A 25,933-nucleotide genomic window follows, 5' to 3' on the forward strand; every position below is an offset into this window, starting at 1 on the left:
TGACGGGCCATCAGTGGATTCCTACCCTCGCAGCGAATGGGAGCGTTCCCATGCTGTGGTCAGACCGCCGTCTCCGCGATCTTCACATCACCCCCCCCACATCGGAGGTCATCGTGACCGACCCGCACCGGCATCCGCGCACCGCATCGCCCCCAAGGCGATTCCAACGCCGGTCGAGCAAGCGGCTGTTCCGCGGCCTGACGTCCGCCACCGCACTGGTCCTCTCCGCACTCACCGGACTGCCGCAGACCGCGCACGCCGCGACCGCGCGGCAGGTGGAACGCCTGGATCGGGGCCTGACCAGCGTCCACACCGGCAGCGGGAACCTGGTGTCGTGGCGGTGGCTGGCCACTGATCCGAACGATGTGGCCTTCAACGTCTACCGTGGCGGCACCAGGCTCAATTCCTCGCCCCTGACCACCTCGACGAACTACTTGGACGCCAGTGCCCCGGACTCGGCCGACTACACGGTGCGCGCGGTGGTGAACGGCATCGAGCAGGCGCCGTCCGAGCACGCGCTCCAGTTCCGCACCGGGTACAAGGACGTGCCGATCTCCCCGCCGCCCGGGGGCACTTCACCGGGCAACTCGCCGTACACCTACGAGGCCAACGACGCCTCCGTCGGCGACCTCGACGGCGACGGCGCCCTGGACATCGTTCTGAAGTGGCAGCCGACGAACGCCAAGGACAACTCCCAGTCCGGCTACACCGGCAACACGATCGTCGACGGCATCAAGCTCGACGGCACTCGCCTGTGGCGTATCGACCTGGGCCGCAACATCCGCTCCGGCGCGCACTACACACAGTTCCAGGTGTACGACTACGACGGTGACGGCAAGGCCGAGGTCGCCATGAAGACCGCCGACGGCACGAAGGACGGAACCGGCGCGGTCATAGGCAGTTCCGCGGCCGATCACCGCAACTCCTCGGGCTATGTGCTGTCCGGCCCCGAGTACCTGACGATGTTCAACGGGCAGACGGGCAGGGCGATGCAGTCCGTCGACTACGTCCCAGCCCGAGGCACGGTGTCGTCCTGGGGGGACTCCTACGGCAACCGCGTGGACCGGTTCCTGGCGGGCACGGCCTACCTGGACGGCTCCCGCCCCTCGGTGATCATGGCTCGTGGCTACTACACCCGCGCGGTGATCGCGGCCTGGGACTGGCGGAACGGACAGTTCACCCACCGGTGGATCTTCGACTCCAACGCCAACAGCGGCTACGCCGGCCAGGGCAACCACCAGTTGTCGGTCGCGGACGTGGACGGGGACGGCAAGGACGAGGTCGTCTACGGCGCGATGGCGGTCGACGACAACGGCAACGGCCTGTGGACGACGCGGAACGGCCACGGGGACGCAATGCACGTGGGCGACCTCGACCCGTCCCGGCCAGGTCTGGAGGAGTTCAAGGTCGACGAGGACAGCTCCAAGCCGTCCTCCTGGATGGCGGACGCGAGGACCGGCCAGATCCTCTGGTCCACCCCGGCCGCCGGTGACAACGGTCGGGGCGTGTCCGGTGACGTCTGGTCCGGCAGCGCGGGCGCCGAGTCGTGGTCGTCGCTCGTGAGTGGCGTCCGCAACCCCAAGGGCGCGGTGGTCGCCAGTCGTAAGCCCGGGTCCAGCAACTTCCTGGCGTGGTGGGACGGCGACACGACGCGCGAACTCCTCGACGGCACCCACATCGACAAGTACGGCACCTCCGGCGACACCCGCCTGCTCACCGGCTCCGGGGTCCACTCCAACAACGGCACCAAGTCGACGCCGTCCTTGTCCGGCGACATCCTCGGCGACTGGCGCGAGGAGGTCATCTGGCCGACGTCCAACAACACGGCCCTGCGGATCTACTCCACGCCATACGAGACCAATACGCGGATCACGACCCTCCTCCACGACACCCAGTACCGCACGGCCCTGGCCTGGCAGAACACTGCCTACAACCAGCCCCCGCACCCCAGCTTCTTCATCGGCGGCAACATGTCCGCGCCACCCCGCCCCACGGTCGCCCTCCCGGACCGCCTCTGAGCTGGACAGCCGGCTTCCCTGATGCTTGAGCGGGTTCAGGCATCAGGGAAGGGGTGTTCGGTGTGCGGTTCCGGTCGGGCTGGGCCGGCCGGATCAGATGGTCCCGTTCCTCCTCGGTCAGGCGCACTGCGTGGGCCAGGGCGTCCGTCACCTCAGCCGACATGCTTACGCCGTAGCCCTGGTCCAGGTGTGCGTAGCTCTGAGAGACCGCAGAAACTCCTTGGGCTCGGCACGCCGGTCAGTCCGGCAGACACTTCGTCGTCGGTCGCTACATGTGAAGACATCGCTGTCCTCCGGTTGCCAAACGTGCTCCCAGGCGCGGAGCAGCGTAGCTTCTCCGGTTGGTAGGCGCGCAGTTGACGAGGTCGCACACCGTGTGGCATCGCCACCCGGCCCAACTGCGCGCCCACGAGGATGCAGAGGTATGTACCCGTCGCCGAGACTCGGGTCCTGCTACGTGCCGGCCGGAAGGGCGGAGCCGGCAACGCTGCCGTTGACGCCGCTCATGATGCCGTTGATGATGCCTTGCTGGGTCACTGTGAGGGAGCGCCGGTCGAACAGCCCGAACCCGTACCGGCCGGTTGCACCGTTGTCCCAGTAGACGCTGGCCGCGCCGTATTTCTTGGCGGTGGCGGCGACGGCCCGTGCAAAGTCCGCGCGATACCTGTTGTTCGTAGAATCGAACGATGACTTGTCGATCGCGCCGTATTCGCCGACGACCACCGGATACCCCTTCGTGACGAACACGTCATGCATCGTCTTGAGCTGGGCGTCGAGGTAGTCTTCCTGCCCCCAGGTCGACTTCCTCGATGGATTGGTCGCCGATCGTCCCCACTGCGTGATGGTGCCGCTTTCCTCTCCGGCGAAGTCCCACGGAGCGTAGTGGTGGACGGAGATCATGATCCGCCGTTCATTGGCGGGAATGGAGGGGGAGCGATACTGGTCGGACGGAAGCGTGAAGCCGTAATTCCCTGCGGTGTAGTCGATGTTCGTGTTCCAGCCGGCCACGAGCAGCCACCTCGAACTGTTGTTTCCGCCCGTTTTCCGTACGGTGTCCACGAAGATCTGGTTGTAACTGTTGATGTTCGAGTAGCACGGTTGGGTCGGACGGCCGTACTGCCCGTCGAACTCCTCGTTCATGGACTCCAGGATCAGGCGCTGGTCGTAGTTCTTGAACCTGTTCGCGATCTGCTGCCAAGCTTTCTCGTACTTGGCCTTGATCGTCGTTTGGGAGGAGGAATCGCAGATCAGCCAGGAGCCGTTGACGTTCTTGTAGCCGTCGCCGTGCATGTTGATCAGCACGTGTAGGCCTCTGTTGTAGGCGTAGTTGACGACCTCCTGGATTCTGTTCAGCCAGGAGGCGTTGATCGTGTAATTCGGGCCGGGTCCTATGTATCCCAGGTAGGAGACGGGGATCCGGATCGTCTTGAATCCTGCCGCTCTCACCTTGTCGATGAGGGCCTGCGTCACGGTCGGCTGGCCCCATGCCGTTTCGCTGGGGTATCCGTTGGTGGTGGCTTCGAGTTGGTTCCCCAGATTCCATCCCGCGCCCATGTCGGCCACGATCTGTGAAGCGGCGCTCGACTGTGCCACGGTATCGGCCGACGCCTGATGCGCCGTGCCGTACACAGATGCGGCAACCGCCAACAGGACGGCAAGGAGAATGACTCTGATCTTCCCTGCTAGTGAAGCCATGGGCTTTCCTCTCTTGCAGTCTTGAGGGTGTCCAACCCCCAAGTGGACCTTTCTGCCCGAGCGCGAGCGGCCAGAGTCGCCCGGCTGTTCGGGAGTGTGATTTCTGGGGCCCGGGCCAACGTACGCAGCTGGTGGGCGCTGCGGCTGACTCGCAGGCGTCCGGAAAGTGGTCGGAGCAGCGAAGCGCTCGTGCTGTGACGAGGGCCGGGCGTCCCGCTGGTGCGCGTCCGTGGACGGTCAGGCATTCTGGACGGCCCGGGTGCGCCGCGGTCACGGCCAATGCGCGCGTCCGAGGCCGTGCGTGGTTGCTCCTCAGCTCAGGGCGGATTCCCAAGTGGTCGTGCTGGAGGTGGCGTCCAAGCGAAGGCGGTCGCGGGCCGCGGTGTCGCCGTACAGACTCCACCGCATCCAGTCCACGAAGGTGTTGACGGTGCGGGAGTCGCCGAAGTAGTTGCTGTGGCCGGCGCCGCGGAAGGTGAGGAACGCCTTGGCGGCGGGCAGTTCCCGGTACGCCTGACGGGCGGAGGAGATCGGGCACGTTCCGTCCCGGTCGCCGTGCGTGAACAGGACCTTGGCGCGGACCGACGGGCTCGGGTTGCCCATGTCCACACAGGACATGGGGATCGCGGCGGTGATCCGCGCGTCCGGCCAGGCCGTGAGCAGGCCGTGGGTGGTCATGCCGCCCATCGAGTGGCCGGAGACGCCGACTCCGACCGATGTGTTGAGGTGGCCGGCCAGCGGGTCTCCGGCCGTGTTCAGGGCGAGGGTCCGGGTGATGACCTCGGAAACGTCCTTGGACTGGTTGCCGTTGTAGACGTCCTGGCCACTGAGGTTGGCGAAGTGGGGGGCGGGGACGACGAAGCCGGCCTCGGCCAGGGGGCGGATGATCGCCAGGGAATTCTGCGGGCTGCTGCTGAAGCCGTGCATGAACTCGCAGACCGGGAAGACGCCTTGGGCGACGGGCGCGTTGGTGACCGGGGAGCCACCGGGCGCGCCGGTGGCGGGGTAGTAGACGTAGGTGGTCCACCGGCGGCTGCCGCGGCTCCAGGCATACGGGCGCACGCCGACCGCGAACCTCTGGGTCGGAGATCCGGCCCTCGCGCCGGCACCTGCTTGCCCTGTGCCGAGCAGGGACAGGCCTACGACCGCGGCTCCGGCTGCGCTCAGGGTCAGGAAACTACGCCGTTGCATGGTCATGAAGACTCCTGGTGTGGGGGGTGCGGAGCGCTGCTCGGTCAGGTGCCGGGAAGAGGCATCGGCGATGCCGGGGCGGTCGCACTGACCGAGGTGGTGGGGTCGTAGCCGTGGGGGTGGTCAGGTGGGCGTATCACGCACGGTGGAGGACGTCCCGGTCCTGCCTGTGGCAGCGACCGTGGCGGTGATGGATGTGGCGTTGCCTTGCGGGCAGAGACACGGCGACGGCGAGCCGGTGACCACCTGCCGCCCCCCGCGGGAGCGTGACAGAGGAGGCCTCTCCTTCCACTTGTCGTGTGCCGCGCCTCTGGGAGCGTTCCCACATCGGGTTGCAACAGTCAGAGTCCCGATCGGGTACCGGTCTGTCAATCATTGGCGCCCAACTCTGTTGTCTTCGACGCGCATTCGACAGATCGAGGGGCGGGCGGCGCGATGTGGCGTCTCCGCACACCGCCCGGTCACGCTCGCGACGGTCCCTTGTCAGCCGTGACCGATACCCGCACTCATGCCGGCGATCGTATGGGCCCTGACGTCGAGGTGCGGTCCCTCTGCGAATCGGGTCACCACGGCGCGGACATGGTCCTGGGCGGGCTGGAGCAGCCCGTCGTACACCGCGACGCAGACTTCCCGCGCCCGTGACCGGGGCCAGTCGGATGGCAGCAGCCCGATGGGGAGCAACGGGTCCAGGATGGGGAAGTGCCGGTAGGCGTGCATGACCTCGGTCCGGGCGCGCACCGCGTCGGCACCGGTGACGCCGTCGGCGCTGATGTGCGGAAGCAAGCCGCTCCAACGACTGATGAACGCGTGGTAGTGCTCGGCGATGCCGGTCAGGTCCCACGCCTCGACCGGGTTGCGGTCGACCTCCGTGTCCAGTTCCTCCTGCCGCGCGCGGAACACGGTCACCGCTCCCCGCGCCAGGTCGGCCACCTCGATCCGCCCCTTGGGGGTCAGGGGGTGCGGCGACACCCAGAGCGCGTCGTACAGCGGCGCGAACCCGCGCCAACGCAGCGCGGTGCGCAACGCTCGCCGCCGCGTGCTCTCCTGTTCCGGAACGGAGAAGGCGATCAGTGTCCACCGTCCGTCCCACGAATCGGGCTGAGTGGTGAAGGTGGCGATCGAGCTGGCGCCGCTCCACAGATCGACGGCGGCCTGAGACGTCAGCCGGTAGGAGCTGTACCGCCCTTGCCGGCTGCCCTCCAGCACCCCACGGCGCATCAGCCTGCTGATCGTCGTACGGGCGGCGCCGGCGGTCACGTGGAACTCGCCGAGCAGCGCCACGATCGCCGCCGACGGCAGCCAGGACCGGACGGGGAACGTGTAGTCGGCGATCAAGGTCACCGCGAGGCCCTGTGGCGAGACGGTGCTCTGCCAGCCGGGCGACCGCATGGGGCCGGCGGCGCCGTCACCCTCGTCGGAGAAGATCTCCTCGAGGTGGGACAGGTTCGGCAAGGTCGGCTCCGACGCGGTGGACAGGTTCGGCACCACTTTAACGGTTGGGAAATCGTCGGGTGGAGCTCCGCCGGGATCGGCCCACCCGGCGGGACCTCCGCGCACCGGTGAAGTGAAGGTGCCCGGACAGTGCCCGGGTGAGCAACACCGGCGTACTTCGAGGGGTGGCAGTGAACCGTCATCCTGGCCCGATGATGACCTGGCGGGTGAGGGTGGACGGCGCCCCGGCGGACTGGTCACCCTCGTCGCTCAGGCTCAGGGTGTCTCGGCTGGTCATCGTGACGACGTAGACATTGCCGTTGGGGCAGGCCACTTCGGCCGACCGGTCGGTGGGTTGGCTGGTGACAGCCTTGAGGACCATCGAGGCCTTGCGTATCTCCCGCAATTGCAGGGTCTCGGTGCATCCCAGCTCAAGGCGGGTGTTCACTTCGGTCACGTTGCTGACCTGCTTGCCCGCCAGCTCACCCCGTTGTGCCGGGTGGAGAGTCAAAGTGACGGTGAACTGGTCGGTCCGGGGCTGGCTAAAACCGTCAGCGGTGGGATTGCCCGGCCCGGTACCGACCCATGTACCTGCCCAGGCCGCGGGAAGCGATGTGGCAGCGGATGACGCCGAAGGCGTTCCGCCGGACGCGTCATCGCCGGAGAAATGCTGCACGACGAACGTGCCTGCCGTCGCCACCAAGGCCGCGGCCGTGGTCCCGGCGACCACTCGGCCGGTACGGCTTGACACCCACCGTCGCACGGCGCCGACATGCGGCAGGACGGCGGTCCCTGCGTAGGCCGGAGCCGGGCCGTCTTCGGGCTCACGTGACACAGCCGGCACCGAAGGCGATTGCACTGTCGTGGAGATCAACGCGTGCGCCTCCTCCTCCCGCACGGCGAGATCTTTTTTCCAGCGCCTCGGGCAGCACCTGCGGCCAGGTACCGCACCGGCCGCCCAGGCATTCCAGCAGAACGCCCACGAGCTGAGCGTCGTGCGCCGGCCATCAGCCGGGTGTGAACCCGCACCACCGCGTGCCCACTGTCGAGCAAGTCGGCCCCGCACCGGCGGGTCACGTGGCGACAGTCCTCGACGAGCTGGTGCCTGTGGCATCCACGGGCGAAAGGTGACGCAGGCGGGGGCCGTCCTGCGTTCGTGCGGATCATCAGTGCCGCCATGGTGCTCGTACGTGTCTGGTACGTCCTCGCTGCCGTTCGCAGGCACTTGCGTATACGGCGATCGCGGCAGCCGGGGTGGTGAGGAAGGCGTGCACTCCTTGGTGAGCGGGGAGTGCACGCCGGGGGTTGCACAGCGAGCGGGGTCGGATCACTCCGTCGCGAAGCGTCCTGAAGAGGATTCTGTGGATTCTGCGGCACGTGCGGACTGCGTGTCCGGCAGTGTGAGCAACCGGCGTACCGCGTCGGCGAGTGCGGGCGCCGCGTTCGCGTCGGCATCGGCGATCCCGACGCCGTAGCGGAACCGCACGGTCGCGCCGTCCTCGACGGTCAGCTCCTCGCTGAAGAACGGTGCCGGGTTGAGGCAGGCGAACTCCTCGGTCCGGGCGAACCACTGCGGCGGGTGACTCGGGTTGGCCGCGTCGTCGACCATGAGCACGAGCGACTGCGCGTCCGTCTCGTCGTGGAGACCCGCGAAACCCATCCACTCCATGCGCCGCCCACGGACCTCGTCGCCACCCAGGCCTTCCTCGGTCACGAACTGCCCGCCGGTGAACGACCGAGGGCCACGCCAGAACAGGCCGCCGTAGCCGGCGTTCTCCCGTCCCTTGGTGGTCGGCGATCCCATGGCAACGTCCGTTCCGGAGACGTTGGTCATCCGCGTCTCGAACGTCAGCGCCCAGGCGTGCGGGGAGATCAGGCTCGCTCGCAGCGTCCTGCGCTCGGTGAAGAACAGCGCGCCGGACTGGGTGGTCCAGTCCAGGTCGTGGGCGAACGTCGCCGTCCCGTCGGCCCTGTCCAGGTCGACGACCCGGCGGTGGGCCTGAGTTCCGTTGTTCTGCAGCTGCACGTAGAAGCGTCCGTGGATGTACGTGGGACCGCCCCAGAAGTTCTCCTCGCCCACGTGGGGCAGGGACCACGCGATGCCCTTGTGCCACACGTGGTCGTGGGGCCGGAACAGGCTGACCACCTTGCCGGCCCGGGTGCGCAGGGGGTGGATGTAGGGCTTGGGTGATTCCAGTTGGACGGTGTCCGGCTGGTACACGTAGCGGAACAGCTCGGTGCCGCCGTCGCGGACCGTGACCGAGGTACCCAGGTCGTGGCGGATCTCAAGAGCGTTCATACGAGGGCCTCCTTGACCCGTGCCCACGGCACGGCGCCGCCGTCCATGCTGAGCGTGAACGGGTCGTCGTCGGTCAGTTCGCCCGCGGCGACGCGGACACCGCGGAAGGCGGAGGCGTACGTCGCCGCCGCGAACTCCAGCGTGCGGCGCGCGTCCTGCAGACAGACGCCGGGTTCCTGTCCGGTCTCCCAGGCGTCGAACACGGCCTCGATCTGGAGCCTGTGGCCGCTCGTGATGTCCGGCTCGTCACCGTCGGTCCAGAGGTCCGAGAGACCCTCGTGGCCGGGGGCCGGGGTGAACCGCCAGTGTTCCTCGCGGTAGCCGTAGAGGTGTTCGAGTTCGACCGTGGCGTATTCGAAGTCGAAGCGCAGGCGCGAGGTCTCCCGGGGGGACAGCAGGGAGTTGACCACCGTGGCGAGGGCTCCGCTGTCGAACCGGACGGCGGCGATCGAGACGTCCTCGGTGTCCGTGGGCCGGGCCTGGCGCTCGGCGAGTGCGGTGATCTGGGACCAGGGGCCGAGGACCGACAGCAAGAGGTCGAACTGGTGGATGCCGTGTCCCATCGTGGGGCCGCCGCCCTCGACGTCCCAGCGTCCCCGCCAAGGGACCTCGAAGTACGCGTCCGGCCGGTACCAGAGGGTCTCGCAGGTGGCGACCAGTGGCCGGCCCAGTGCGCCGGAGCGGGCCAGTCGGCGCAGGCGTACCGCCGCCGCGCCGTAGCGGTGCTGGAAGACGGTCAGAACCTTGGAGCCGGTCTGCTCCTGCACCGTGGCCAGTTGGTCCATCTCGCGCAGGCTCAGTGCCGTCGGCTTCTCCACCAAGGCGGTGACGCCGGCCTGCATCACCATGGATGCCAGCGGTACGTGGGTCTGCGGGGGCGTACAGATGTGTACGAGATCGAGGTCTTCGCTCTCCAGCAGAGCCTGCGGGTCGTTGGAGACGTGCGGCACGGAGAATCGGTCGGCGAACTCGGCGGCACGGGTGGGGTCGAGGTCGGCGACGGCGACCAGCCGGGCACGTTCGGAGAGTTCGGTGAGGGCTTCGGCATGAGCGTGAGCGATACCGCCGGTGCCGATGATGGCCACGCGGTACGGCGGCCGGGGGCTGGGCATGGGTGCTTTCTCTCTCTTGGTTGCTGACCCACTTCTCGTGGGCTGCCGGGGGCCGTGGGCAGCGGCGACGGCCCCCGGAAGGAGGTCACTTGGCCGCGTCGATCTCGCCCTGGAGCTCCTTGATGAAGGCCTTCGCGGCGGCTTCGGGCGGGGTCTTCTTGAAGTAGACCTCCTGGCTGTAGCGCTGCAGCTCCGGTTCGATGCCGCTGCCGCCGTTGGGGGTCACGACCGGCGACTCACCCGGGGTCACGGCGTTCATGTAGTCGGCCGCCACCTTGTCGGTCCCGGCCAGAGTCGGCTGGAGGTGCTTCAGCATCTCCTTGTTGGCGGGGATGCCGCGCTCCGTCTTGAGGATGTCGGCGGCCTTCTGGTCGTTGAGCATGAAGTTGATGAACGCGGCCGCCTCGGCCGGGTGGGCGCTCTGGCTCGAGACCGCCCAGTACATGGAAGGCTTGAAGAAGTTCGCCTTGGTGCTGCCGACACGAGGCATCTGCAGCAGTTGCACATGGGCGCCCGCGGCCTGCTGGATTGCGGTGATCTGGGTGTTGTAGGCCCCCATCATGGCCGCCTTGCCGGTGGCGAAGCTGCCGGCGGTGACACCCGCCGTCAGGTCCTCGACCATCGTCGACGTATTGACGCTGGCTCCGGAGGAAAGCAGGTCCAGACCGTACTTCCACATGCCGGCGAGCGTCTCGGGCTTCAGCGAGACGTTGCCGTCCTTGTCGAAGAGGTTTTCACCGTGCTGACGAGCCCAGTACTTGACATCGCCGGCGGAGAAGCCGGGCGCGCCGGCCGCACCGTGGATCTTGCCGCCGCTCTTGTCCGTCAGCTCCTTCCCGATCTTGGCGTAGTCGTCCCACGTCCACGTCTTGTCGTCGGGAACCTGCACGCCGTACTTCTTGAACAGGTCGGTGTTCACGAGGATGGACATGACGCCGACGCCGACGGGAAGCGCGTACTGCGTTCCGTCGATCTGTCCGGTGGCCAGGGCCTGGTCGTCGAACTGCGAGGTGCTGAGGATCTTCTTGGCCTTGCCGAGGTCGTACAGCGCTCCGCGGTCGGCGTACGAGGCGAGATACAGCTCGTCCATCTGGACGACGTCGGGGGAGTCCTTGGCCGCGGTCGTCGTGGCGAGCGCGTCCCAGTAGCCGTTCCAGTCCTTGTACTGGCCCTTGACCGTGATGTTGGGGTACTTCTTCTCGAACGCCTTGATGACCTCGTCGGTGAGCTGGGCGCGGGCGTCCGCACCCCACCAGGTGGCACGGATGGTGACCGGCTTGTCGCTGAGCTCGGGAGCGGACCCGCTGCTGCCGCCGCTGCAAGCGGTCAGTACGAGCGAGAGTGAGGCGACCGCCCCGATCGCGACGCGTCTGAAGGGGCTGGGGTTCATGTGGTTCTCCTGTGGCGCATAAGTGGGTCGGATCGGTGGCTGCGGTGCTCCCGAACGGTCATGACTCGGTCGCCTCCGCGTGTCCGGCAGTAGCCCCCGCGGTTACTTGCCGCCGGTGGTCGCGATGCCTCGCAGCAGGAAGCGCTGTCCGGCGAGGAAGACGAGGAAGACGGGAACGAGCGACACGACGCTCATGGCGAACACCGAGCCCCAGTCCGTCGCGCTCTGCTGGTCCACGAAGGTGCGCAGCGCGAGAGGTGTGGTGTACATGTCCGGGTCGGTCAGGTAAATGAGCTGGGTGTAGAAGTCGTTCCAGGTCCAGATGAAGGTGAAGATCGCGGTGGTCGCCAGGGCGGGGACCATCAGCGGCAGGATGACGTGGAAGAAGATCCGCGCGTGCCCGGCGCCGTCGATCCGCGCCGCCTCGTCGATCTCGCGCGGGATGCCCCGGATGAACTGCACCATGAGGAAGATGAAGAAGGCGTCGGTCGCCAGGAACTTCGGCACGATCAGGGGCAGGAACGTGTTGACCCAGCCGAGCTCCGAGTAGAGGACGTACTGGGGCACGATGATCACGTGGATCGGCAGCATGATGGTGACGAGCATGATGGCGAACAACACGCGCTTCGCCCGGAATTCCAGCCTGGCGAACGCGTACGCGGCCAGGGAGCAGGCGAGGAGGTTCCCGAGGATCGCGCCGGTGACGACGATCGCCGAGTTGATCATGTAGTGACTGAACGGTTGGGAGAAGGCGTTCCAGCCGTTGCTGTAGTTCTCGAAGTGCGGGTGCGTCAGGGCGAGTCCCGCACTGCGGAAGATCTGACTGTTGGGACGCAGCGAGCTGACCACCATCCACAGGACGGGATACAGCATCGTGAGGGCGCAGAGGGCCAACAGGCAGTGCTTGAGAGGGGCGCGCACCGCGCGCCTGACCCGGCGTATCGCGTGCGGGCGGGGGGCGGGCAGCGAGGGGGGTACGGCTGCGGTGCGGTCAGTCATCGTAGAACACCCAGTACTTTGAGGCCCAGAAGTTGACGGCGGTGAAGGCCGCGACGATGAGGAGCAGGACCCACGCGAGCGCGGACGCGTACCCCATGTCGAAGTGGCCGAACCCGCGCTGGTACAGGTACAGCGAGAAGAAGAGGGTGGAGTCGGCGGGCCCTCCGGTACCGCCGGAGACCACGAAGGCCTGGGTGAAGGTCTGGAAGGCGTGGATGATCTGCAGCACCAGGTTGAAGAAGATGATGGGTGTCAGCAGCGGAATGGTGATGCTGCGGAACTGGCGCCAGCGCTTCGCGCCGTCGACGGAGGCCGCCTCGTAGAGGGAGGTCGGAATCTGCCGCAGCCCGGCGAGGAAGATCACCATGGGTGAGCCGAAGGTCCAGACGTTCAGGACGACGAGGGTCGACAGCGCCGTTCCCGGCTCCGAGATCCAGCCCTGCCCCTGGACACCGACGAGGGCCAGGGCCTCGTTGACAAGGCCATTGGTCCCGAACATCGCGCGCCACAGTACGGCGATCGCCACGCTGCCGCCGATCAGTGACGGCAGATAGAAGACGGAGCGGTAGAAGGCAAGACCCCGTACTCCCTTGTCCAGCACGAGAGCGAGCCCGAGGGCCATCGCCAGCTGCAACGGGACGGAGACGAGGACGTAGCTGAACGTCACTTCGAGCGACTTGTGCAGACGCTCGTCATCGAGCATGCGCGTCCAGTTGTCGACTCCGTTGAACTGCGGCGGCTGCAACAGGTTGTATTTGGTGAAGCTGAGGTAGAGCGAGGCCAGCATCGGGCCGAGAGTGATCCCGAGGAGCCCGACGAACCATGGCAGTAGGAAGAAGAACGCCGCCTTGTTCTGCTGTCGCGCGCCCCGTTGGGACCCGCGCAGCCGGCGTAGTTCGTTGATGGAGCTCACGGCACTGCTCCCTTGAGCGGCGGCATCGGCACACAGTGGTGCGGGCTCGTCCCGGGCCACGCGTCACCCGAAAAGTGATCGTTCACTTTGTGGGTTGCGAGGACCATAGTGAACGATCACTTTTTGCGTCAAGAGTGTGTAGTCTCTGACTTCACCGAACGTTGGCGGAAAGGTGGGGGAAGCGGATGGATGGCGCTGACACGGCGCGACGACGGCCTACGATCACCGATGTGGCGCGGCTCGCCGGTGTGTCACCCCAGACGGTCTCGCGGTATCTGCGGTTCAACGGCGGGCTGAAGCCGGCGACCCTGGAACGCGTGGAGAAGGCCATACGGGAACTGGACTACCGTCCCAACCTGGTGGCGCGGTCGATGCGCACGCGGAAGACCGGCCGACTGGCGATCCTCATGCCCGCCATGGCCTTCAACCCCTCACGCATGCTGGCGGGTGCCAGCGCGACGGCGCAGGCCGCAGGGTTTTTCGTGGATGTCGTGAGCGCCGGGGGCGGCGTACGCGCGAGGAGCGACCGCCTGCTGGAGCTCGCTGATTCGGGACAGTACGAGGGCATCCTCTCCCTCGCCCCCGTGCTTCCTGACGTGGAGAGCAAACTGCACCAGAGGACGGCCGTGGTGATCTCGGCCGACTTCGACGACGAGATGCGCGGCATCGGGCAACTGGCCGACGCCACGCCCCTGGTGCGGATGATGGAGCACTTGGCGGCGCTCGGTCACTCACGGTTCCTCCATGTGGCGGGCGACGCGCAGTTCGCCTCCGCGAGGGCGCGCAAGCAGAGCTATCTGGAGACCGTCGAACGCCTCGGGGTCGAGTCCGTCGGGGTCTTCGACGGAGACTGGTCGGGAGAGTCCGGCATCGAAGCGATACGGTCCCTCCCGAGCCATGCGCGTCCGACCGCGGTGATCGCGGCCAATGACCTCGTCGCAGCCGGCGTCGTCCGGGGCGCCCGGGAGCGCGGCTGGGACGTGCCTGGCGACCTCAGCGTGACCGGTTGGGACAACGCCGGGGTCGGGCAGTTCATGACCCCGTCGCTGACCACCGTCGACGTGGAGCTCGAACAACTGGGCAGTACGGCCATGGCCAAGCTGATCGCGGGTCTGAGGGACAGCGCGCCCGAGACGACCGAGGGCTCCCTGTTCCGGATCGTCTGGCGGGAGTCGACGGCCGAGCCGCCCGCGGCAGGGCGTCTCAGCCGCAGGCGGTGACCAGCGCCGCTGCCGGGGCGGGCGCGGAGCAGGCGGACCGTGTCCGTCCCCTGCGCCTGCACCGCCCATCCTGCCCGGCCTTGGGTGCGGGCCGAACCGGCCGCGCACGCCGCGCGTCCTCAGGTGCGCATCGCCCTCAGTTCGCGTAGACGTCAAGTCGACCGCACATGCCGAACTTCCCGCGGGCAGCAGGCTGTTCGGAGCTCACGGCGGCATCTGCGAGGTGGGGGGACTCCCCCCGCTCCAGCCAGTCGAGCTGCGCCGCAGTGGCCACGGCGGAGGCCTCGGCACCTTGTCGCCACCGCTCGCGCCACTCGGCGATGCGGGGCCGTACGAGCGCGGCGGCGGCACGGTGGAACGCGGCCAGGGCCTGTGGCCCCTCGGCCTCCCGAAGTGCCCGGTAGCCCTCCAGGGCGAGGTCCCGCCGGGCCCGGGCGACGCGCTCCTGCTCCTCCTCGGGGGCGTCGGCCGGGATGACGGTGGCGCGGGCGTACGTCTCCGGATCGGTCAGGTACGCCGGGGGCAGCGTGAGGACCGCGTCCCCCGCCTCCGGCAGCCCGCTGTTCTGCATCAGAACGGTGATCCGCAGATCGCCCTCGTTGACCAGCCGGTGGATGGTGCCCGGCGTGAACCAGGCGACCGTGCCGGCCTGGAGCGGAGTGACCTCGTACCCGGACGCGGTCAGCGTCTGCACGGCCCCGCGTCCGCCGGTGACGACGTAAGCCTCTGAACACGCCAGGTGCATGTGAGGCGTGCCGCCGCACGCCCCGTCGGCGGCAGGCCAGTCGTACACCGACAGATGCGAGATGGCGACGCCCCCGGGCAATCCGGTGTTTTTTGTGTTCATGTGTGTGTCAACACTCCAGTTCAAGATGGTAAGCGCTTTCTATCCTCTTAATTTAGGCGCCGATCGCCCAACTGGTCAATGTTCTGCCTAAAATCAGACCCGAATAGCGAAGCCGCAAGGAGGACGATGTGAACAATGGGTTGGTGGGCAAGAGCGTCTATGCCTTCGGCGACAGCATTGTGTACGGACATGTGTATCCGCACAGTTTCGTGGACGTGGTTGCAGAGCACGAGGGCATGGCCCTCACCAAGTTCGCCCGGAACGGCGCGACCATAGGCAACGACCCGCATGCTTCCGGAGGACAGATACTCACGCAGGTCGAGCAAGCGACCGACATCGCGCCGGACTTCGTCATCTTCGACGGTGGAACCAACGACGCGCAGTCCATTTTCCGGGACCGCGCGTACACGCTCGGCACCTACGCCGAAGAGTTGGAGAAGACGCTGCACGCCATGGAGCGGAAGTGGCCGACCGCCCGCATCGTGTACGTCGCCGCCCACAAGCTCGGTTCGCGGGACTGGGACACTCAGGTGGCGCTGCGCGAGGCGACCCTGAAAGCCTGCCGCAAGTGGGACGTCGCCGTTGCCGACGTCTTCGGAGAGACCACGTTCGACACGCGCGATGACATCCAGCGTGCGAAATACACATTCGACGACCTGGTCAATGGTTTTCCTGGCACAGAGGGATCGGGAACGCATCCCAACGAGGCGGGTATCACCACATTCTATATGCCGGTGGTGAGCGTCACGCTGCAGCAGATTTCATCACGTTGATCAGTCGGCAATCGGATCTGCCTGGCCGATGTCGGCCAGGCAGTTCTGATTCTTCATTTTCATGACGTCAGCCTGAGCTGAGCATCATGGCGGACGAGGAAGCGCTTACTGGATCGGTAAACTTACCGAAATGCTCGCGCCACCACCCGGACCTAGGGCGTGTTTCGAAAGTCCCGTCTGGCCCGCGACGCCTGGCACGCCCTAGCCGTCACTGGCCGAATCCGGGACCGCGCCAGATGTGGACGTCGTCCACATGCACCGAACCGCGCTCGCCGCCATTCGAGTACCACGCGACCTTCGCGATCCCCGGCATCGAGGTGCGGAACGCCGCGTCGTTCAGCGCGCGCCGGCCGTCGATGTCCAGGTCGAAGCGCTGGTTCACTGTGTCCACGGTGAGCGTGACCCGGTACCACTTGCCATTCGTGTACGTACCGATCACAGAATCCGTGGTTCCCTGATACGCGTGGATCTCGCCGCGCGCGAAGGCGACGCTGACGGCTTGGACGCCGCTGGCGTTGTACACGTAGGGCAGCCCGAACCATCCGGCCTGTGTGTCGTTGCGCATCACCTGCGTGTCGATGGTCACCACGCCCTGCAGCGGGGTGCTGAACAGCCGAGCGAGGTTGGTCCCGTCGGTGCCGCCGCCTTCGACGGTGCGGGTCAGCCGGACGCTCTTGTCGGTGGCGGACGGCGTCTCCACCACGGAGACGTCGTTGTTGGTCGAGATGACCCGCCATCCGTTGGTCCCGTTGGCGAGCGCGCCGGTCGGCAGGCCGTCGAACGTATCCGTGAACGCGATGTCGGGCGCGCCGCGTTCGAGGGCACCGATCTCCGGACCGTTCCCGATCGGCACAGTTGCCCCGACGTAGTCGAGGCCGCCGTTGCCGGTGACTGTGGCGCCGGCGTCGACGAACGGCGATCCGGACTGGAGCGCGAAGTTCGCCGCCGTGCCGAGTCTCGTGCCGTTCTCGTCGCCGTAGGGCCCCGTGACTGAGGGATTGACGAACATCGGAGCGCCGATCTTGCGCGTAGCGTCGGACGTGGGCACGGTCGTCAGGTTGTCCGAATAGCCGTTGTTGCTGTAGGTAATGCTCGACTGTTGTATGAACTGGGGCGCGGACTGCCCGGAGACGAAAAGGTTGTTGGTCAGCGTCACCCTGCCGGAGACACCGCCGGTCACCATGGACTGCGAATTGGTGTTGGCGAAGGTGTTGTTGTAGACGTTCGCCACCGTGCCCGTCGTCTGCGACATGTGGAGGTTCCACCGCGTGCTGCCGGTGATGACGTTGTAGCGGAGCACCACGCTGCCGAACTTGACCGCGGAGTTGCACCCGCACAGCAGGATGCCGTCGCCGTTGTCGTGCAGGTAGTTGTACTGGAACAGCTGGTTGGTGGTGCCGATGTCGGGGTCCAGGGCGTTCTGGTCGGCACCGCCCGACGAGAGGTGGGTGCCCATGATCTCGTTGTGCTGGACGGTGACGCTGTCGGCCATGTTGGTCTCGACGCCGGAGACGCCGACCCTGTCGATCACGTTGCCTTCGACGAGTCCGCCCCGGGTGCCGGTGAGGTAGATGCCGTTGCAGCCGTAGGGGGTGTTCGCCTGCGTGATGTAGTTGCCGCGCAACGTGACGTTGGTGTGCGGGGTGTAGGCGGGGTCGGTGGCCGTGGCGCGCTTGCCCCAGCCGGTGAAGACGGCACCGGGCGCGTCACCGGCGTACTGCTTCACGACGATGCCGCTGAACGAGGTGTTCTTGACGGTGGAGTTCTCCACGGTGATGTCGTCGAGCACCGTGGGGGCGCCGGGCGCGGTGATGTCCTGGACGCCGGTGATGAAGGCGATTCCGCCGGTGTCCTTCGAGCGGTCCCAGCCCTGCTGGAAGGTGATGCCCGGCTTGTTGTCGGCGGTGCTGCCGCCGACCCACTTGACCTCGCCGGTGACGTCGTGCACGTCGACCGAGTCGATCACGAAGTGGTGCAGGGTCTGGCCGTTGTCGCCGTGCACGCCGATGCCGCGGAAGTCGCCGAGCTTCGAGCCGTCCGTCGTCCCCGTGGGTACGGCGTTCGACACGTCGAGGTTGCGGATTTCCCAATACTGCTGGTTGTTCAGCCGCACCGCGTCGCCGACGGTACCCTGGCCGGCGATCTTCGGCTTCGCGCCCGTTCCGTAGCTGTCGATGGAGATCGGGGAGCCGTCGATGCCGGACCCCTTCGGCCACAGTTGCCCGGTCCAGCTGTCACCGGACTCAAAGCGAATGGTGTCGCCGGGCTGGAAGGTCGTCGAGTTCACCTTGTTCAGCGAGCGCCAAGGTGCGCTGCTGCTGGTTCCGGCGTTGCTGTCGTTGCCGGTCACGCTCACGTAGTACGTGGTGCCTGCGGCGAAGGCCAGCTGTGCGGGGATGAGCACGATCGACGCGAGCACGACGGCCAGCGCGCACAGCGCGGCGGCGGTCGCTCGTGACACAAGTCTTCGGTTGACGGTCATTGTCCTCTTCTTGTCGTCTTTGGTGGTGCGGTACTGGCTCCTGTCGTGACCCCTCCGGCTGAGAGATCGCATAACGACTCGGGGCGCGAGCGGTTCGGAACCGTGTGGTGGGCGCGCCGAAGAGCGCGCGACGACATGGGAAAAGGCCCCGCGGCCGCGCATGCCCTCTCGGCGGCCGTGCTCGGCTGCGGCTTCAGAAGCCGTGCTTCCTGTGTCACAGTGCCCTCCCGGACGGGACGCCGGCGGTCGAGCTCGGGCGCAGCGGGAAAACGTATTCCGCGCAGTGTGCCCAGCGCCGATCGAGTGCGTCAAGGTTTCGAGCGGATGAACGCGTCCCTGTGGTGAAGGGGCTGTCCACAGCCTGGCAGGAGCCCGGCGGCGCACGCGGATCCCCTGACTTCCAGTGCATGGGCGGGGGCAGGCCGGGGGTTGGGGCCGCCCCGCCCATGGGCTCCGTCCGGTGCTCAGTCGGTCATGCCACCTTGACCAGCTTCCACCGCTGGTTGCTGCTGCCGTTGGTGAACCACTGGTCGATGGGGGTGTTGTCAGTGGTCTGAGCCTTGTATACATCGGCCTTGTACTCGTTGGAACGGCACTCGATGGTGTAGGTGCCGCCGCCGGCCGGGACGATCAGCCACTGCTGACTGACGCTTCCGTTGGCCGTCCCCAGCTGCAATCCGGCGTTGGAAATCGTATTCCGCGCAGTGTGTCCGTCCGTGATCGAAGACGTCAAGCGTCGGTCAGCGGGTAAAAAATGCGGCTTTGACGTGGCAGGTTCTGGTGCCCGAAGGCGCCGTGCGCGTCGGCGGGTGTGACCGGCTCAGGGCGGTTCAGACGACGCGGATCGCCGTGCTGTCGCGCACCACGACCTGCCCGCGCATCATCAGATGCTCTGCTTCCGCCTCCGTACGGTCCGCGAGCGCGAGGCGGACCGCCTCGGCACCAGCCTGCGCCAGCGGCAACGACACGGTCGTCAGCCGCGGTGTCACGTCGATCGCGAGCTCGATGTCGTCGAAACCGGTCACCGAGACCTCGTCCGGCACCGCCACCCCGGCAGTACGGAAGGCGGACATCGCGCCGATGGCGATGGTGTCGTTGGCGGCGAGGACCGCGTGGGGCGGCTCCAGCCCCTCGGCGACCAGCCGCCGCGCCGCGTCGAACCCCCCCTGGCGGTTCACCGTGCAGTGCGAGATCCGGATGTGCCGCTCCTCGATGCCGCCGTGGCGGAGACCGGCGATGAAGCCCGCGGTACGGGCCGAGACGTTCCCCTGCCCGCGTGCGCCGGCGAGGATCGTCACGTGCCGGTGCCCCGCCCGGGCGACGTAGGTGGCCAATTCCTTCGCAGGGCCGTGATTGTCGAAGCTGATGGAGTCGAACGGCATGTCGGTGTCACCGACGATCACTACTCGGCCGCCCTCGCGTTCGTAGCCGAGCAACTCGTCGAGCAGGCGCCCGCCGAGGGCGTTCGTGTCGAGGCGGCTTGAGGTCAGAATGAGCGCACGCGGCCGCAGAGCACGCTGCAACCGGACGGTTTCGAGCTGCCGCTCGACGGTGCCGTGGGTCGACGAGACGGTCACGAACGCACCTGCGTCGCGCGCTCGCCGTTCCATCGCCGCGGCGACCATTCCCATCGACGGGGTCGTGAGATCGTCGCCGACGACCGCGATCGAGTCGTTCGCGCGCCGCATCGCCCGGGCCGCGGCGTCCGCGGTGTAGCGCAACGCGGCCGCGGCGGAGACGACCCGCTGCCGGTATTCCTCCGCGACCGTCCGGGAACTGCCGCCCAGCACTCGCGACGCGGTCGAAACCGACACACCGGCGGCCGCCGCCACGTCACGCAGGGTGACGGTCGGCCTGGCTGAATGGGGCACCGCGCCGTCCCTTCCGCACCACGAAAACGAGCCGCCGTCGACGTTATCCGAGGATATCCCCGGCCAGGCCGGGGAGGTGTGGACGAAAGTGCCGGTGACCGACTCGGGACACGGTCGGCCGGACCGACTGGGGGCACGGTCGCCCGGACCGACTCGGGATACGGTCGCCCGGCTGGAAGGTGGTCGCGTCGGCCCGGTTGGATTCCGCAGGGCATGTGCGGCGCAGTAAGCGCACCGGCCTAGAGAGCGACCGTCGGTAGTGATTCCGCGACTTCCAGGCGCTGGGCGGCTCGGTGCACAATGTGCGGCATGGAAGAAGGAGCGGCTGCGCCTGTACGGCGTCGCGGGGAGGCCGTATCCGAGGGGCGCCAGGTGACCCTGCACGATGTGGCGCGGACAGCGGGCGTCTCACAGGCGACGGCGTCGCGGGTCCTCAACGGCAGCGTCCGCAACGTCCGGCAGGAGAACGTCGACCGTGTGCTCACCGCGGCCGCGGAACTGGACTACGCACCGCACCTGTCCGCCCAGGCGATCGCGCGGGGTTCGACGAACATCGCCGCGCTGGTCGTCAGCGGTGTCGACGACCCGTACTTCTCCTCCATCGCGGCAGGTGTGACGCAGGCAGCCGAGGCCGCCGGACTCATCGTGACCATGGCGGTCGCGGACCGCTCCCCGGAGCGGGAACTCCAGATCGTCGGGACGCTGCGCGGCATGCGTCCCCGCGTCATCATCATGACCGGCAGCCGCGTCGACGGCGCCGATGCCCGCGACGCACTCGTCGAGGAGCTCCAGGCGTACCGGGAAGCGGGCGGCAGCGTAGTCCTGATCAGCCAGCACGACCTGCCGTTCCACACCGTCAGCATCGACAACTACGGTGGAGCGCGGCAGCTTGCCCGCGCGCTGGTAGGGCTCGGCTACCGGCGGCTTGCGGTGGTCCGGGCGGAGACCGGCCTCAGGACGTCCCGTGACCGGTGCAGCGGATTCGTGGACGGCCTGCGCGAGTTCGGCATCGACGTCGACGAGCGGCTGGTGGTCGAAGCCGAGTTCAGTCGGCGAGGAGGGTGTGCGGCGGCCCGGGAGCTCGTCCGGCGGGGACTGGACGGCACGGAACTCGTCTTCGCGGTCAGCGACGTCATGGCGATCGGTGTGATGACCGCATTCCGCGACGCCGGGCTTGTCCCTGGCCGGGACATCGCCGTCGCCGGCTTCGACGACATCGGCCCGGCGGTGGACGTCGTCCCGGAGCTGACGTCCGTGAACGTTCCTCTGCAGCAGGTCGGGCTCCGTGCGATGGAGCTCGCGCTCTCCGACAATGACGCCCCGCGGATCGTACCGGTCGCCACGAACGTCGTTCTGCGGGCAAGCACACCCCCTCGATGACCGTTCGGGCTGATCGCGCGGTGAGCGTCGGCTGTCCGGCCCTGAGCTGCTCCGCGACCCGGCCGACGCCCTGGTGGCCGGCGACGGTCTTCCGGCCTCCCGGGCGCGCCGTAGCCGATGAGCACGGCGCCGTCCTCGGGAGAAGCCCCGCTCAGATCAGAGCACGACGTCGAGCCGAGCCGGGCGGCGGACCATGACCCGGGCCGGAGCGGGCGCACAGTGATAGCCGGGAGCGAGCCGCAGTTCGGGGAAGCGCCCCAGAAGCTGTTCCTGGACGAGGCGGGACTCCAACCGGCCAGTGGTGCGCCGAGGCAGCTGTGGATGCCGTAGCTGAAGGTCGTCGGGAGTGGCCTGTTCATCGAGGACGTCGGTCACGACTTCACGGGCGCATGCTTCTTGCCTGCGGAGCATGCAGGAGCGAACCAGCGCCTCAGACGGTGCGTGCGTACGAGGCGGGTCAACCTTTCGGGGCAGGTGCCCGCGTCGCCGTCGACCTCTTCGTAAGCGCTGCCGTCCGCGAGGACGGACTGGGTGCGGCCGAGCAGGTCCTCCGGGGCAAGTAGACCCTCACCTCACCTCACCTCACCTCACCTCACCTCACCTCGCCTCACCTCGCCTCACCTCGCTGACGCGCCCCGTGGGAGTGACTTGAGCGCCCGGCGTGGACACTGAGCCTTTTCCAACCTCGCACTGAAGTTGCGAGGTGGAGCGTCTGAACGGAAAACCCTTGCGACCAAGGGAGGTGATCGCTCTACGGTTGCTCTCCGTGACCATGGAGATGCCCTACCAGCCACTTCCGATCGACCAGTCCGACGTGCGCTACATCCACGGGCCCGATTCCGCTCTCCAGCCGGGTGTGCCCGCCGGCGAGACGGTCGAGTTCGAGTGGAGGGGCAGCGAGGTCTACCCAGGAACCTTCCGGAAGTTCTGGGTACACGTGCCTGCACAGTACGACCCGGCGGAACCGGCATCCTTGATGGTGTTCCAGGACGGATGGTGGTATCTGGACCCCGCGGGGGAGGTACGCGGCGCGATCGTCCTGGACAACCTCGTTCACCGCGGCGACATCCCCGTCACCATCGGCGTGTTCGTCGATCCCGGCGTCTTCCCCGATGCGGAGAACCCGAAGAACCGTAACAACGAGTACGACGCCTTCGACGACCGGTACGTCACCTTCCTCCTCACCGAGATCATCCCGCAGGTTGCGGAGCGCTATGCCATCGCCCAGTCGCCCGAAAGGTGGGGCATCTGCGGTGGGAGCAGCGGCGGCAACTGCGCCTTCACCGCCGCGTGGCTGCGGCCGGACAATTTCCGCCGCGTCATCGGATGCCTGTCCAGCTTCGCGCAGATGCCGGACGGCAACCCCTACCCGGACCTCATCTCCCGCGTCCCCCGCAAGCCGCTGCGCATCTTCATGCAAGGCGGCCATCGCGACCTGCACTGGAATGAGCCACAGGGGAACTGGCTCGCCGAAAACCTGCGCGTGGCAGCCGCTCTCGCCGAAGCGGGCTACGACTTCCGCCTTGTCCTGGGAGACGGCGGACACAGCCCCAACCACGGCGGCGTCCTGCTGCCGGACGCGCTGCGCTGGCTGTGGCGGCCCAACGACGATTGATCGATACCTGCCTCATCCGGGTGCAGCCCATCACACCGCAGCCGGCGCCGGAGATCACCCGCTTGACCAGGAGCATCGTCGTGCTTGCCTACCCGTCCGCGATCGACCTGTCCAGCTCACACTTGCGTTGCGGTGATGCCTGCACCCGGCCCGCGGCCTCCTTCGGCATAAGTGTGGCCACGGTCTACCGCTACATCCGCGATGCCGTGGGCCTCCGCCGCCCTGCCCGGCGGCGTGCGCGGCCTCCAGGGCGCGTTTCGAAAGTAGCGTCGTCTGCCCGAAGGGCAGGCCCGGCGGCGTCATGGGGGTCCCCCCGCTCGAGCGAAGCCGAGAGTGGGGGAGCGTGCGATCGCAAGGCGGAGGGTCTCCCCGATACTGGCTGTATCGGGGCGATCCCGACAACGCGGCGAGCGTGCGTGCCAGGCGTCGCCGGGCAGACGGGACTTTCGAAACACGCCCTAGGCGGCCCGCACCCACGGCATCATCGACGCCTCGGCCGAGATCGACATGGCTTGCTACGGCGACGAGGGCTACCAGGGCGCCGGCGGCACCGTGCGAGCGCCCTTCCGCGGCAAACACCGCGACCTCTCCGTCGGTCAGCAGGCCGTCAATGTCGTCCACGCGCGCATCCGCGCCGTCGGCGAACAGGCCATGGCCACCCTGAAGCTGACGTCTCCTGCGCACAGTGCAGCCGCCGGGATCCCATGCTTCTGATGCTCAGTATCAGATTGAGCCGCTGTTGTACTCTTTGTTCATGACCGACTCCGCCCGCACCTCCGCCCAGTCCGCGACCAAACCGCCCGGCCTGCGGGAGCGTATGCGTGCGACGGTCCGGAAGGAAGTCGTCGAGGTCGCGCTCCGGCTCTTCATCGAGCAGGGATTCGACGGGACGACCGTCGACCAGATCGCCGGTGAGGTCGGGCTGTCGCGTGCCAGTCTGTTCCGGTACTTCGGCACCAAAGAAGACATGGTCCTGCAAGGTTTGGAGGAGACCGGCCTTCAGATCGCGGAGGCGTTCGCCGCCCGCCCCGACACCGAGCGTCCCTGGGAGGCGCTGCGCAGGGCGTTCGACGTCCTCACGCAGGCGAACGAGCAGGCGCCCGAGCAGACACTCGCCTACCTGCGCATGCTCCAGGAGACTCCGTCACTGCGCGCCCGGCACTTCGAGAAGCAGCTGAGCTGGCAGGCGATGCTGGAGCCGGAGATCGCCCGGCGGCTGGGCGTCAGCGCCGACCAGCCGGAGGAGGTCGGGCCGAACTCGCTTTCCGGGGCCGCGCTCGCCTGTCTGGATGCGGCCGCGACGGGCTGGGTGGCCTGCGAGGGCGCCGTTCCCCTGGCCGTACTTCTCGACCGTGCGATGGACACGTTGACGGAGTAGTTTCACCAGGGCCCCCGGCCTCCTGGAGCCACTGCGACGCGCTCCACCGTGTGGTTGACCGGCAGGACTCCCTTGGGCAGCGCGTCGAGCAGCCGCTCGTACAACTCGGGGCGCAGCAGGCCGACGAAGCCGCCGCCGTAGTCGCGGACAACCTGCTCCGGAAGGGTCGTGCGGACCCGGCGGCGGCCGCGGGCGTTGCGGAACTCGGACGTACAGGGCGCACACCCAGGTCCTCGGTGTTCACTCCGAGCAGCCCGAGTGCCTTGATGGGGGGCGGCCACAGGTTGAGGATGTTGCCGGCGGGTCTGGCCTGCGGGTAGCGCTCGAACAGTACGACGCCGTGGCCGGCCTGATGGACGGACAGTGCGGCAGCCATGCCACCGGGTCCGGCACCGATCACGGCGACGCGGCCGCGTTTGGCGGGAAGTTTCGTCATGGTGGGTTCCTCAGCCTTGGTCGTCGTTGACCTGCCTCAAGCGGCGGTGTGCAGTTTCGCGGCGGTGGCCGCGGTGATGTCGTGGTGGGTGACGCCGGGGGCGGTTTCGACAAGGACCAGGCCGTTGTCGGTGACGTCGATGACGCCCAGGTCGGTGACGACGCGGTGGACGCAGGCCCGGCCCGTGGGGGGCGAGATGAGATCCGTACTTCTCTGGATCGACCTGCGCGGCGGCGTCGTCACCGCCGATGCGATGCACACCCAGCGCGCCCACGCCGAGCATGTCATCGCCGCCGCCGGCCACTACCTCCCGGTGGTCAACGGGAACCAGAAGAAACTGCGCAAGCGGCTGCGGCGCCTACCCGGGCACCAGATCCCGCTGCCGTGCCCGCACCACCGGGGCCGGGCACGGCCGCCGCGAGGTCTGCCGTCCGAAGGTCTGCACCGTCCGCCCCGGTCTGCTCTTCCCGCACGCCGTCCAGGTCATGGAGGTCAAGCGCCGCCGCACCCACCGCAAGACCGGCAAGGTCGAGACGGAGACCGTCTACGTGGCCACCAGCCTTCCGCCCGAACGGGCCGGCCCGGCGCAACTCGCCGAACTCGTCCAGGATCACTGGTCAGTTGATGCCCTGCACCACGTCAGAGACGTCACGTTCGGCGAGGACGCTTCGCGCGCACTCACCGGCACCGCACCCCGCGTCATGGCCCCCTGCGCAACCTCGCGATCGGACTCATGAGCCGAGCAGGCTGGACCAGCCTCGCTGCCGCAGCCGATCACTACCGGTCATGCCCCCAGCACGCGACCGCCATGCTCCGACTCACAGCCTGCGAACGCATCGCCCCTGGCCTGAGAACGCATCGCCCCTGGTCCGAGCACGCACGA

At 67.7% G+C, this 25,933-nt stretch carries 23 protein-coding genes and 2 pseudogenes; 8 read left to right on the forward strand and 17 right to left on the reverse strand.

What is annotated here, in order from left to right; translation table 11 throughout:
* The first annotated feature begins 113 nt into the window (after positions 1-113).
* Complete coding sequence (locus ACIBTS_RS17315; protein WP_399320200.1) at positions 114-2,018, forward strand: rhamnogalacturonan lyase; 1,905 nt, start codon at positions 114-116, stop codon at positions 2,016-2,018.
* Between the two features lie 453 nt (positions 2,019-2,471).
* On the opposite strand, the gene ACIBTS_RS17320 is transcribed toward ACIBTS_RS17315, so the two are convergent.
* From ACIBTS_RS17320 to ACIBTS_RS17360, 9 genes are all read right to left on the reverse strand, one after another.
* Positions 2,472-3,713, reverse strand: a complete 1,242-nt coding sequence (locus tag ACIBTS_RS17320; protein WP_399320201.1) for a glycoside hydrolase family 5 protein — start codon at positions 3,711-3,713, stop codon at positions 2,472-2,474.
* Between the two features lie 312 nt (positions 3,714-4,025).
* On the reverse strand, positions 4,026-4,910 hold the full coding sequence (locus tag ACIBTS_RS17325; protein ID WP_399320203.1) for an alpha/beta hydrolase family protein: 885 nt from the start codon (positions 4,908-4,910) through the stop codon (positions 4,026-4,028).
* 477 nt (positions 4,911-5,387) lie between these two features.
* The gene (locus ACIBTS_RS17330) at positions 5,388-6,389 is read right to left on the reverse strand and encodes a PaaX family transcriptional regulator C-terminal domain-containing protein (RefSeq protein WP_399320204.1); all 1,002 of its coding nucleotides are present in this window, start codon (positions 6,387-6,389) and stop codon (positions 5,388-5,390) included.
* 145 nt (positions 6,390-6,534) lie between these two features.
* Positions 6,535-7,233 (reverse strand): hypothetical protein, encoded by a 699-nt coding sequence (locus tag ACIBTS_RS17335; protein WP_399320205.1) that lies wholly within the window; start codon positions 7,231-7,233, stop codon positions 6,535-6,537.
* 429 nt (positions 7,234-7,662) lie between these two features.
* Positions 7,663-8,634, reverse strand: a complete 972-nt coding sequence (locus ACIBTS_RS17340; RefSeq protein WP_399320206.1) for a PmoA family protein — start codon at positions 8,632-8,634, stop codon at positions 7,663-7,665.
* The gene (locus ACIBTS_RS17345) at positions 8,631-9,746 is read right to left on the reverse strand and encodes a Gfo/Idh/MocA family protein (protein WP_399320208.1); all 1,116 of its coding nucleotides are present in this window, start codon (positions 9,744-9,746) and stop codon (positions 8,631-8,633) included. The genes ACIBTS_RS17340 and ACIBTS_RS17345 overlap by 4 nt, the downstream gene beginning before the upstream one ends.
* An 85-nt stretch (positions 9,747-9,831) precedes the next feature.
* On the reverse strand, positions 9,832-11,136 hold the full coding sequence (locus tag ACIBTS_RS17350) for an ABC transporter substrate-binding protein (protein WP_399320210.1): 1,305 nt from the start codon (positions 11,134-11,136) through the stop codon (positions 9,832-9,834).
* A gap of 102 nt (positions 11,137-11,238) precedes the next feature.
* Complete coding sequence (locus ACIBTS_RS17355; RefSeq protein ID WP_399320211.1) at positions 11,239-12,135, reverse strand: carbohydrate ABC transporter permease; 897 nt, start codon at positions 12,133-12,135, stop codon at positions 11,239-11,241.
* The gene (locus ACIBTS_RS17360) at positions 12,128-13,039 is read right to left on the reverse strand and encodes a carbohydrate ABC transporter permease (protein WP_399320495.1); all 912 of its coding nucleotides are present in this window, start codon (positions 13,037-13,039) and stop codon (positions 12,128-12,130) included. Before ACIBTS_RS17360 ends, ACIBTS_RS17355 begins: the two co-directional genes overlap by 8 nt.
* A 239-nt stretch (positions 13,040-13,278) precedes the next feature.
* Here ACIBTS_RS17360 and ACIBTS_RS17365 point away from each other — a divergent pair, with 239 nt between their 5' ends.
* Entirely contained in the window at positions 13,279-14,268 is a 990-nt protein-coding gene (locus ACIBTS_RS17365; protein ID WP_399320213.1) for a LacI family DNA-binding transcriptional regulator, read from the forward strand.
* 136 nt (positions 14,269-14,404) lie between these two features.
* Here the strand turns inward: ACIBTS_RS17365 and ACIBTS_RS17370 are convergent, their stop codons facing one another.
* Complete coding sequence (locus ACIBTS_RS17370; protein ID WP_399320215.1) at positions 14,405-15,115, reverse strand: cupin domain-containing protein; 711 nt, start codon at positions 15,113-15,115, stop codon at positions 14,405-14,407.
* 128 nt (positions 15,116-15,243) lie between these two features.
* On the opposite strand from ACIBTS_RS17370, the gene ACIBTS_RS17375 reads away from it, so the two are divergent.
* A complete protein-coding gene (locus tag ACIBTS_RS17375; protein WP_399320217.1) occupies positions 15,244-15,888 on the forward strand; it encodes an SGNH/GDSL hydrolase family protein in 645 nt (214 codons plus the stop codon).
* Positions 15,889-16,096: 208 nt separating this feature from the next.
* Here ACIBTS_RS17375 and ACIBTS_RS17380 read toward each other — a convergent pair whose 3' ends face one another.
* From ACIBTS_RS17380 to ACIBTS_RS17390, 3 genes are all read right to left on the reverse strand, one after another.
* Positions 16,097-18,370 (reverse strand): right-handed parallel beta-helix repeat-containing protein, encoded by a 2,274-nt coding sequence (locus ACIBTS_RS17380; RefSeq protein WP_399320219.1) that lies wholly within the window; start codon positions 18,368-18,370, stop codon positions 16,097-16,099.
* 472 nt (positions 18,371-18,842) lie between these two features.
* Complete coding sequence (locus ACIBTS_RS17385; protein WP_399320221.1) at positions 18,843-19,103, reverse strand: RICIN domain-containing protein; 261 nt, start codon at positions 19,101-19,103, stop codon at positions 18,843-18,845.
* A 97-nt stretch (positions 19,104-19,200) separates the two neighbouring features.
* Positions 19,201-20,241 carry a LacI family DNA-binding transcriptional regulator gene (locus tag ACIBTS_RS17390; protein WP_399320223.1) on the reverse strand — a complete coding sequence of 347 codons (1,041 nt, stop codon included), beginning with the start codon at positions 20,239-20,241 and terminating at the stop codon, positions 19,201-19,203.
* A 372-nt stretch (positions 20,242-20,613) separates the two neighbouring features.
* Here ACIBTS_RS17390 and ACIBTS_RS17395 point away from each other — a divergent pair, with 372 nt between their 5' ends.
* Positions 20,614-21,621: a LacI family DNA-binding transcriptional regulator gene (locus tag ACIBTS_RS17395; RefSeq protein WP_399320225.1), complete on the forward strand. Its 1,008-nt coding sequence runs from the start codon at positions 20,614-20,616 to the stop codon at positions 21,619-21,621.
* Between the two features lie 156 nt (positions 21,622-21,777).
* Here the strand turns inward: ACIBTS_RS17395 and ACIBTS_RS17400 are convergent, their stop codons facing one another.
* A complete protein-coding gene (locus tag ACIBTS_RS17400; protein WP_399320226.1) occupies positions 21,778-21,996 on the reverse strand; it encodes a hypothetical protein in 219 nt (72 codons plus the stop codon).
* 397 nt (positions 21,997-22,393) lie between these two features.
* On the opposite strand from ACIBTS_RS17400, the gene ACIBTS_RS17405 reads away from it, so the two are divergent.
* The 3 genes from ACIBTS_RS17405 to ACIBTS_RS17415 all read left to right on the forward strand — a co-directional run bounded on the left by ACIBTS_RS17405 (position 22,394) and on the right by ACIBTS_RS17415 (position 24,614).
* Complete coding sequence (locus tag ACIBTS_RS17405; RefSeq protein ID WP_399320497.1) at positions 22,394-23,236, forward strand: alpha/beta hydrolase; 843 nt, start codon at positions 22,394-22,396, stop codon at positions 23,234-23,236.
* 507 nt (positions 23,237-23,743) lie between these two features.
* Positions 23,744-23,950: a hypothetical protein gene (locus ACIBTS_RS17410; protein ID WP_399320228.1), complete on the forward strand. Its 207-nt coding sequence runs from the start codon at positions 23,744-23,746 to the stop codon at positions 23,948-23,950.
* Positions 23,951-23,990: 40 nt separating this feature from the next.
* Positions 23,991-24,614, forward strand: coding sequence for a TetR family transcriptional regulator (locus tag ACIBTS_RS17415; RefSeq protein WP_399320229.1), 624 nt, complete (start codon positions 23,991-23,993; stop codon positions 24,612-24,614).
* A 2-nt stretch (positions 24,615-24,616) separates the two neighbouring features.
* Here the strand turns inward: ACIBTS_RS17415 and ACIBTS_RS17420 are convergent, their stop codons facing one another.
* The 3 genes and pseudogenes from ACIBTS_RS17420 to ACIBTS_RS17430 all read right to left on the reverse strand — a co-directional run.
* Complete coding sequence (locus ACIBTS_RS17420) at positions 24,617-24,895, reverse strand: hypothetical protein (RefSeq protein ID WP_399320510.1); 279 nt, start codon at positions 24,893-24,895, stop codon at positions 24,617-24,619.
* Positions 24,896-24,930: 35 nt separating this feature from the next.
* A pseudogene (locus ACIBTS_RS17425) lies at positions 24,931-25,050 on the reverse strand (FAD-binding protein); the annotation flags it as partial.
* Between the two features lie 36 nt (positions 25,051-25,086).
* Positions 25,087-25,242 (reverse strand): annotated as a pseudogene (locus tag ACIBTS_RS17430) (succinyl-CoA--3-ketoacid-CoA transferase); the annotation flags it as partial.
* Between the two features lie 293 nt (positions 25,243-25,535).
* On the opposite strand from ACIBTS_RS17430, the gene ACIBTS_RS17435 reads away from it, so the two are divergent.
* Positions 25,536-25,787: a hypothetical protein gene (locus tag ACIBTS_RS17435; RefSeq protein WP_399320230.1), complete on the forward strand. Its 252-nt coding sequence runs from the start codon at positions 25,536-25,538 to the stop codon at positions 25,785-25,787.
* Positions 25,788-25,933: the final 146 nt, after the last annotated feature.

Origin of the sequence: Streptomyces sp. NPDC050121 (assembly GCF_044460385.1) — a bacterium.
Taxonomy (GTDB): domain Bacteria; phylum Actinomycetota; class Actinomycetes; order Streptomycetales; family Streptomycetaceae; genus Streptomyces; species Streptomyces soliscabiei.

Excerpts from the sequence above, each read along its gene's own strand:
- ACIBTS_RS17320 (WP_399320201.1), bottom strand. The coding sequence starts at position 3,713 with ATGGCTTCACTAGCAGGGAAGATCAGAGTCATTCTCCTTGCCGTCCTG.
- ACIBTS_RS17325 (WP_399320203.1), bottom strand. The coding sequence starts at position 4,910 with ATGACCATGCAACGGCGTAGTTTCCTGACCCTGAGCGCAGCCGGAGCC.
- ACIBTS_RS17340 (WP_399320206.1), bottom strand. The coding sequence starts at position 8,634 with ATGAACGCTCTTGAGATCCGCCACGACCTGGGTACCTCGGTCACGGTC.
- ACIBTS_RS17345 (WP_399320208.1), bottom strand. The coding sequence starts at position 9,746 with ATGCCCAGCCCCCGGCCGCCGTACCGCGTGGCCATCATCGGCACCGGC.
- ACIBTS_RS17350 (WP_399320210.1), bottom strand. The coding sequence starts at position 11,136 with ATGAACCCCAGCCCCTTCAGACGCGTCGCGATCGGGGCGGTCGCCTCA.
- ACIBTS_RS17355 (WP_399320211.1), bottom strand. The coding sequence starts at position 12,135 with ATGACTGACCGCACCGCAGCCGTACCCCCCTCGCTGCCCGCCCCCCGC.
- ACIBTS_RS17370 (WP_399320215.1), bottom strand. The coding sequence starts at position 15,115 with ATGAACACAAAAAACACCGGATTGCCCGGGGGCGTCGCCATCTCGCAT.
- ACIBTS_RS17380 (WP_399320219.1), bottom strand. The coding sequence starts at position 18,370 with ATGACCGTCAACCGAAGACTTGTGTCACGAGCGACCGCCGCCGCGCTG.
- ACIBTS_RS17405 (WP_399320497.1), top strand. The coding sequence starts at position 22,394 with ATGGAGATGCCCTACCAGCCACTTCCGATCGACCAGTCCGACGTGCGC.
- ACIBTS_RS17410 (WP_399320228.1), top strand. The coding sequence starts at position 23,744 with ATGGCTTGCTACGGCGACGAGGGCTACCAGGGCGCCGGCGGCACCGTG.
- ACIBTS_RS17415 (WP_399320229.1), top strand. The coding sequence starts at position 23,991 with ATGACCGACTCCGCCCGCACCTCCGCCCAGTCCGCGACCAAACCGCCC.
- ACIBTS_RS17435 (WP_399320230.1), top strand. The coding sequence starts at position 25,536 with ATGGAGGTCAAGCGCCGCCGCACCCACCGCAAGACCGGCAAGGTCGAG.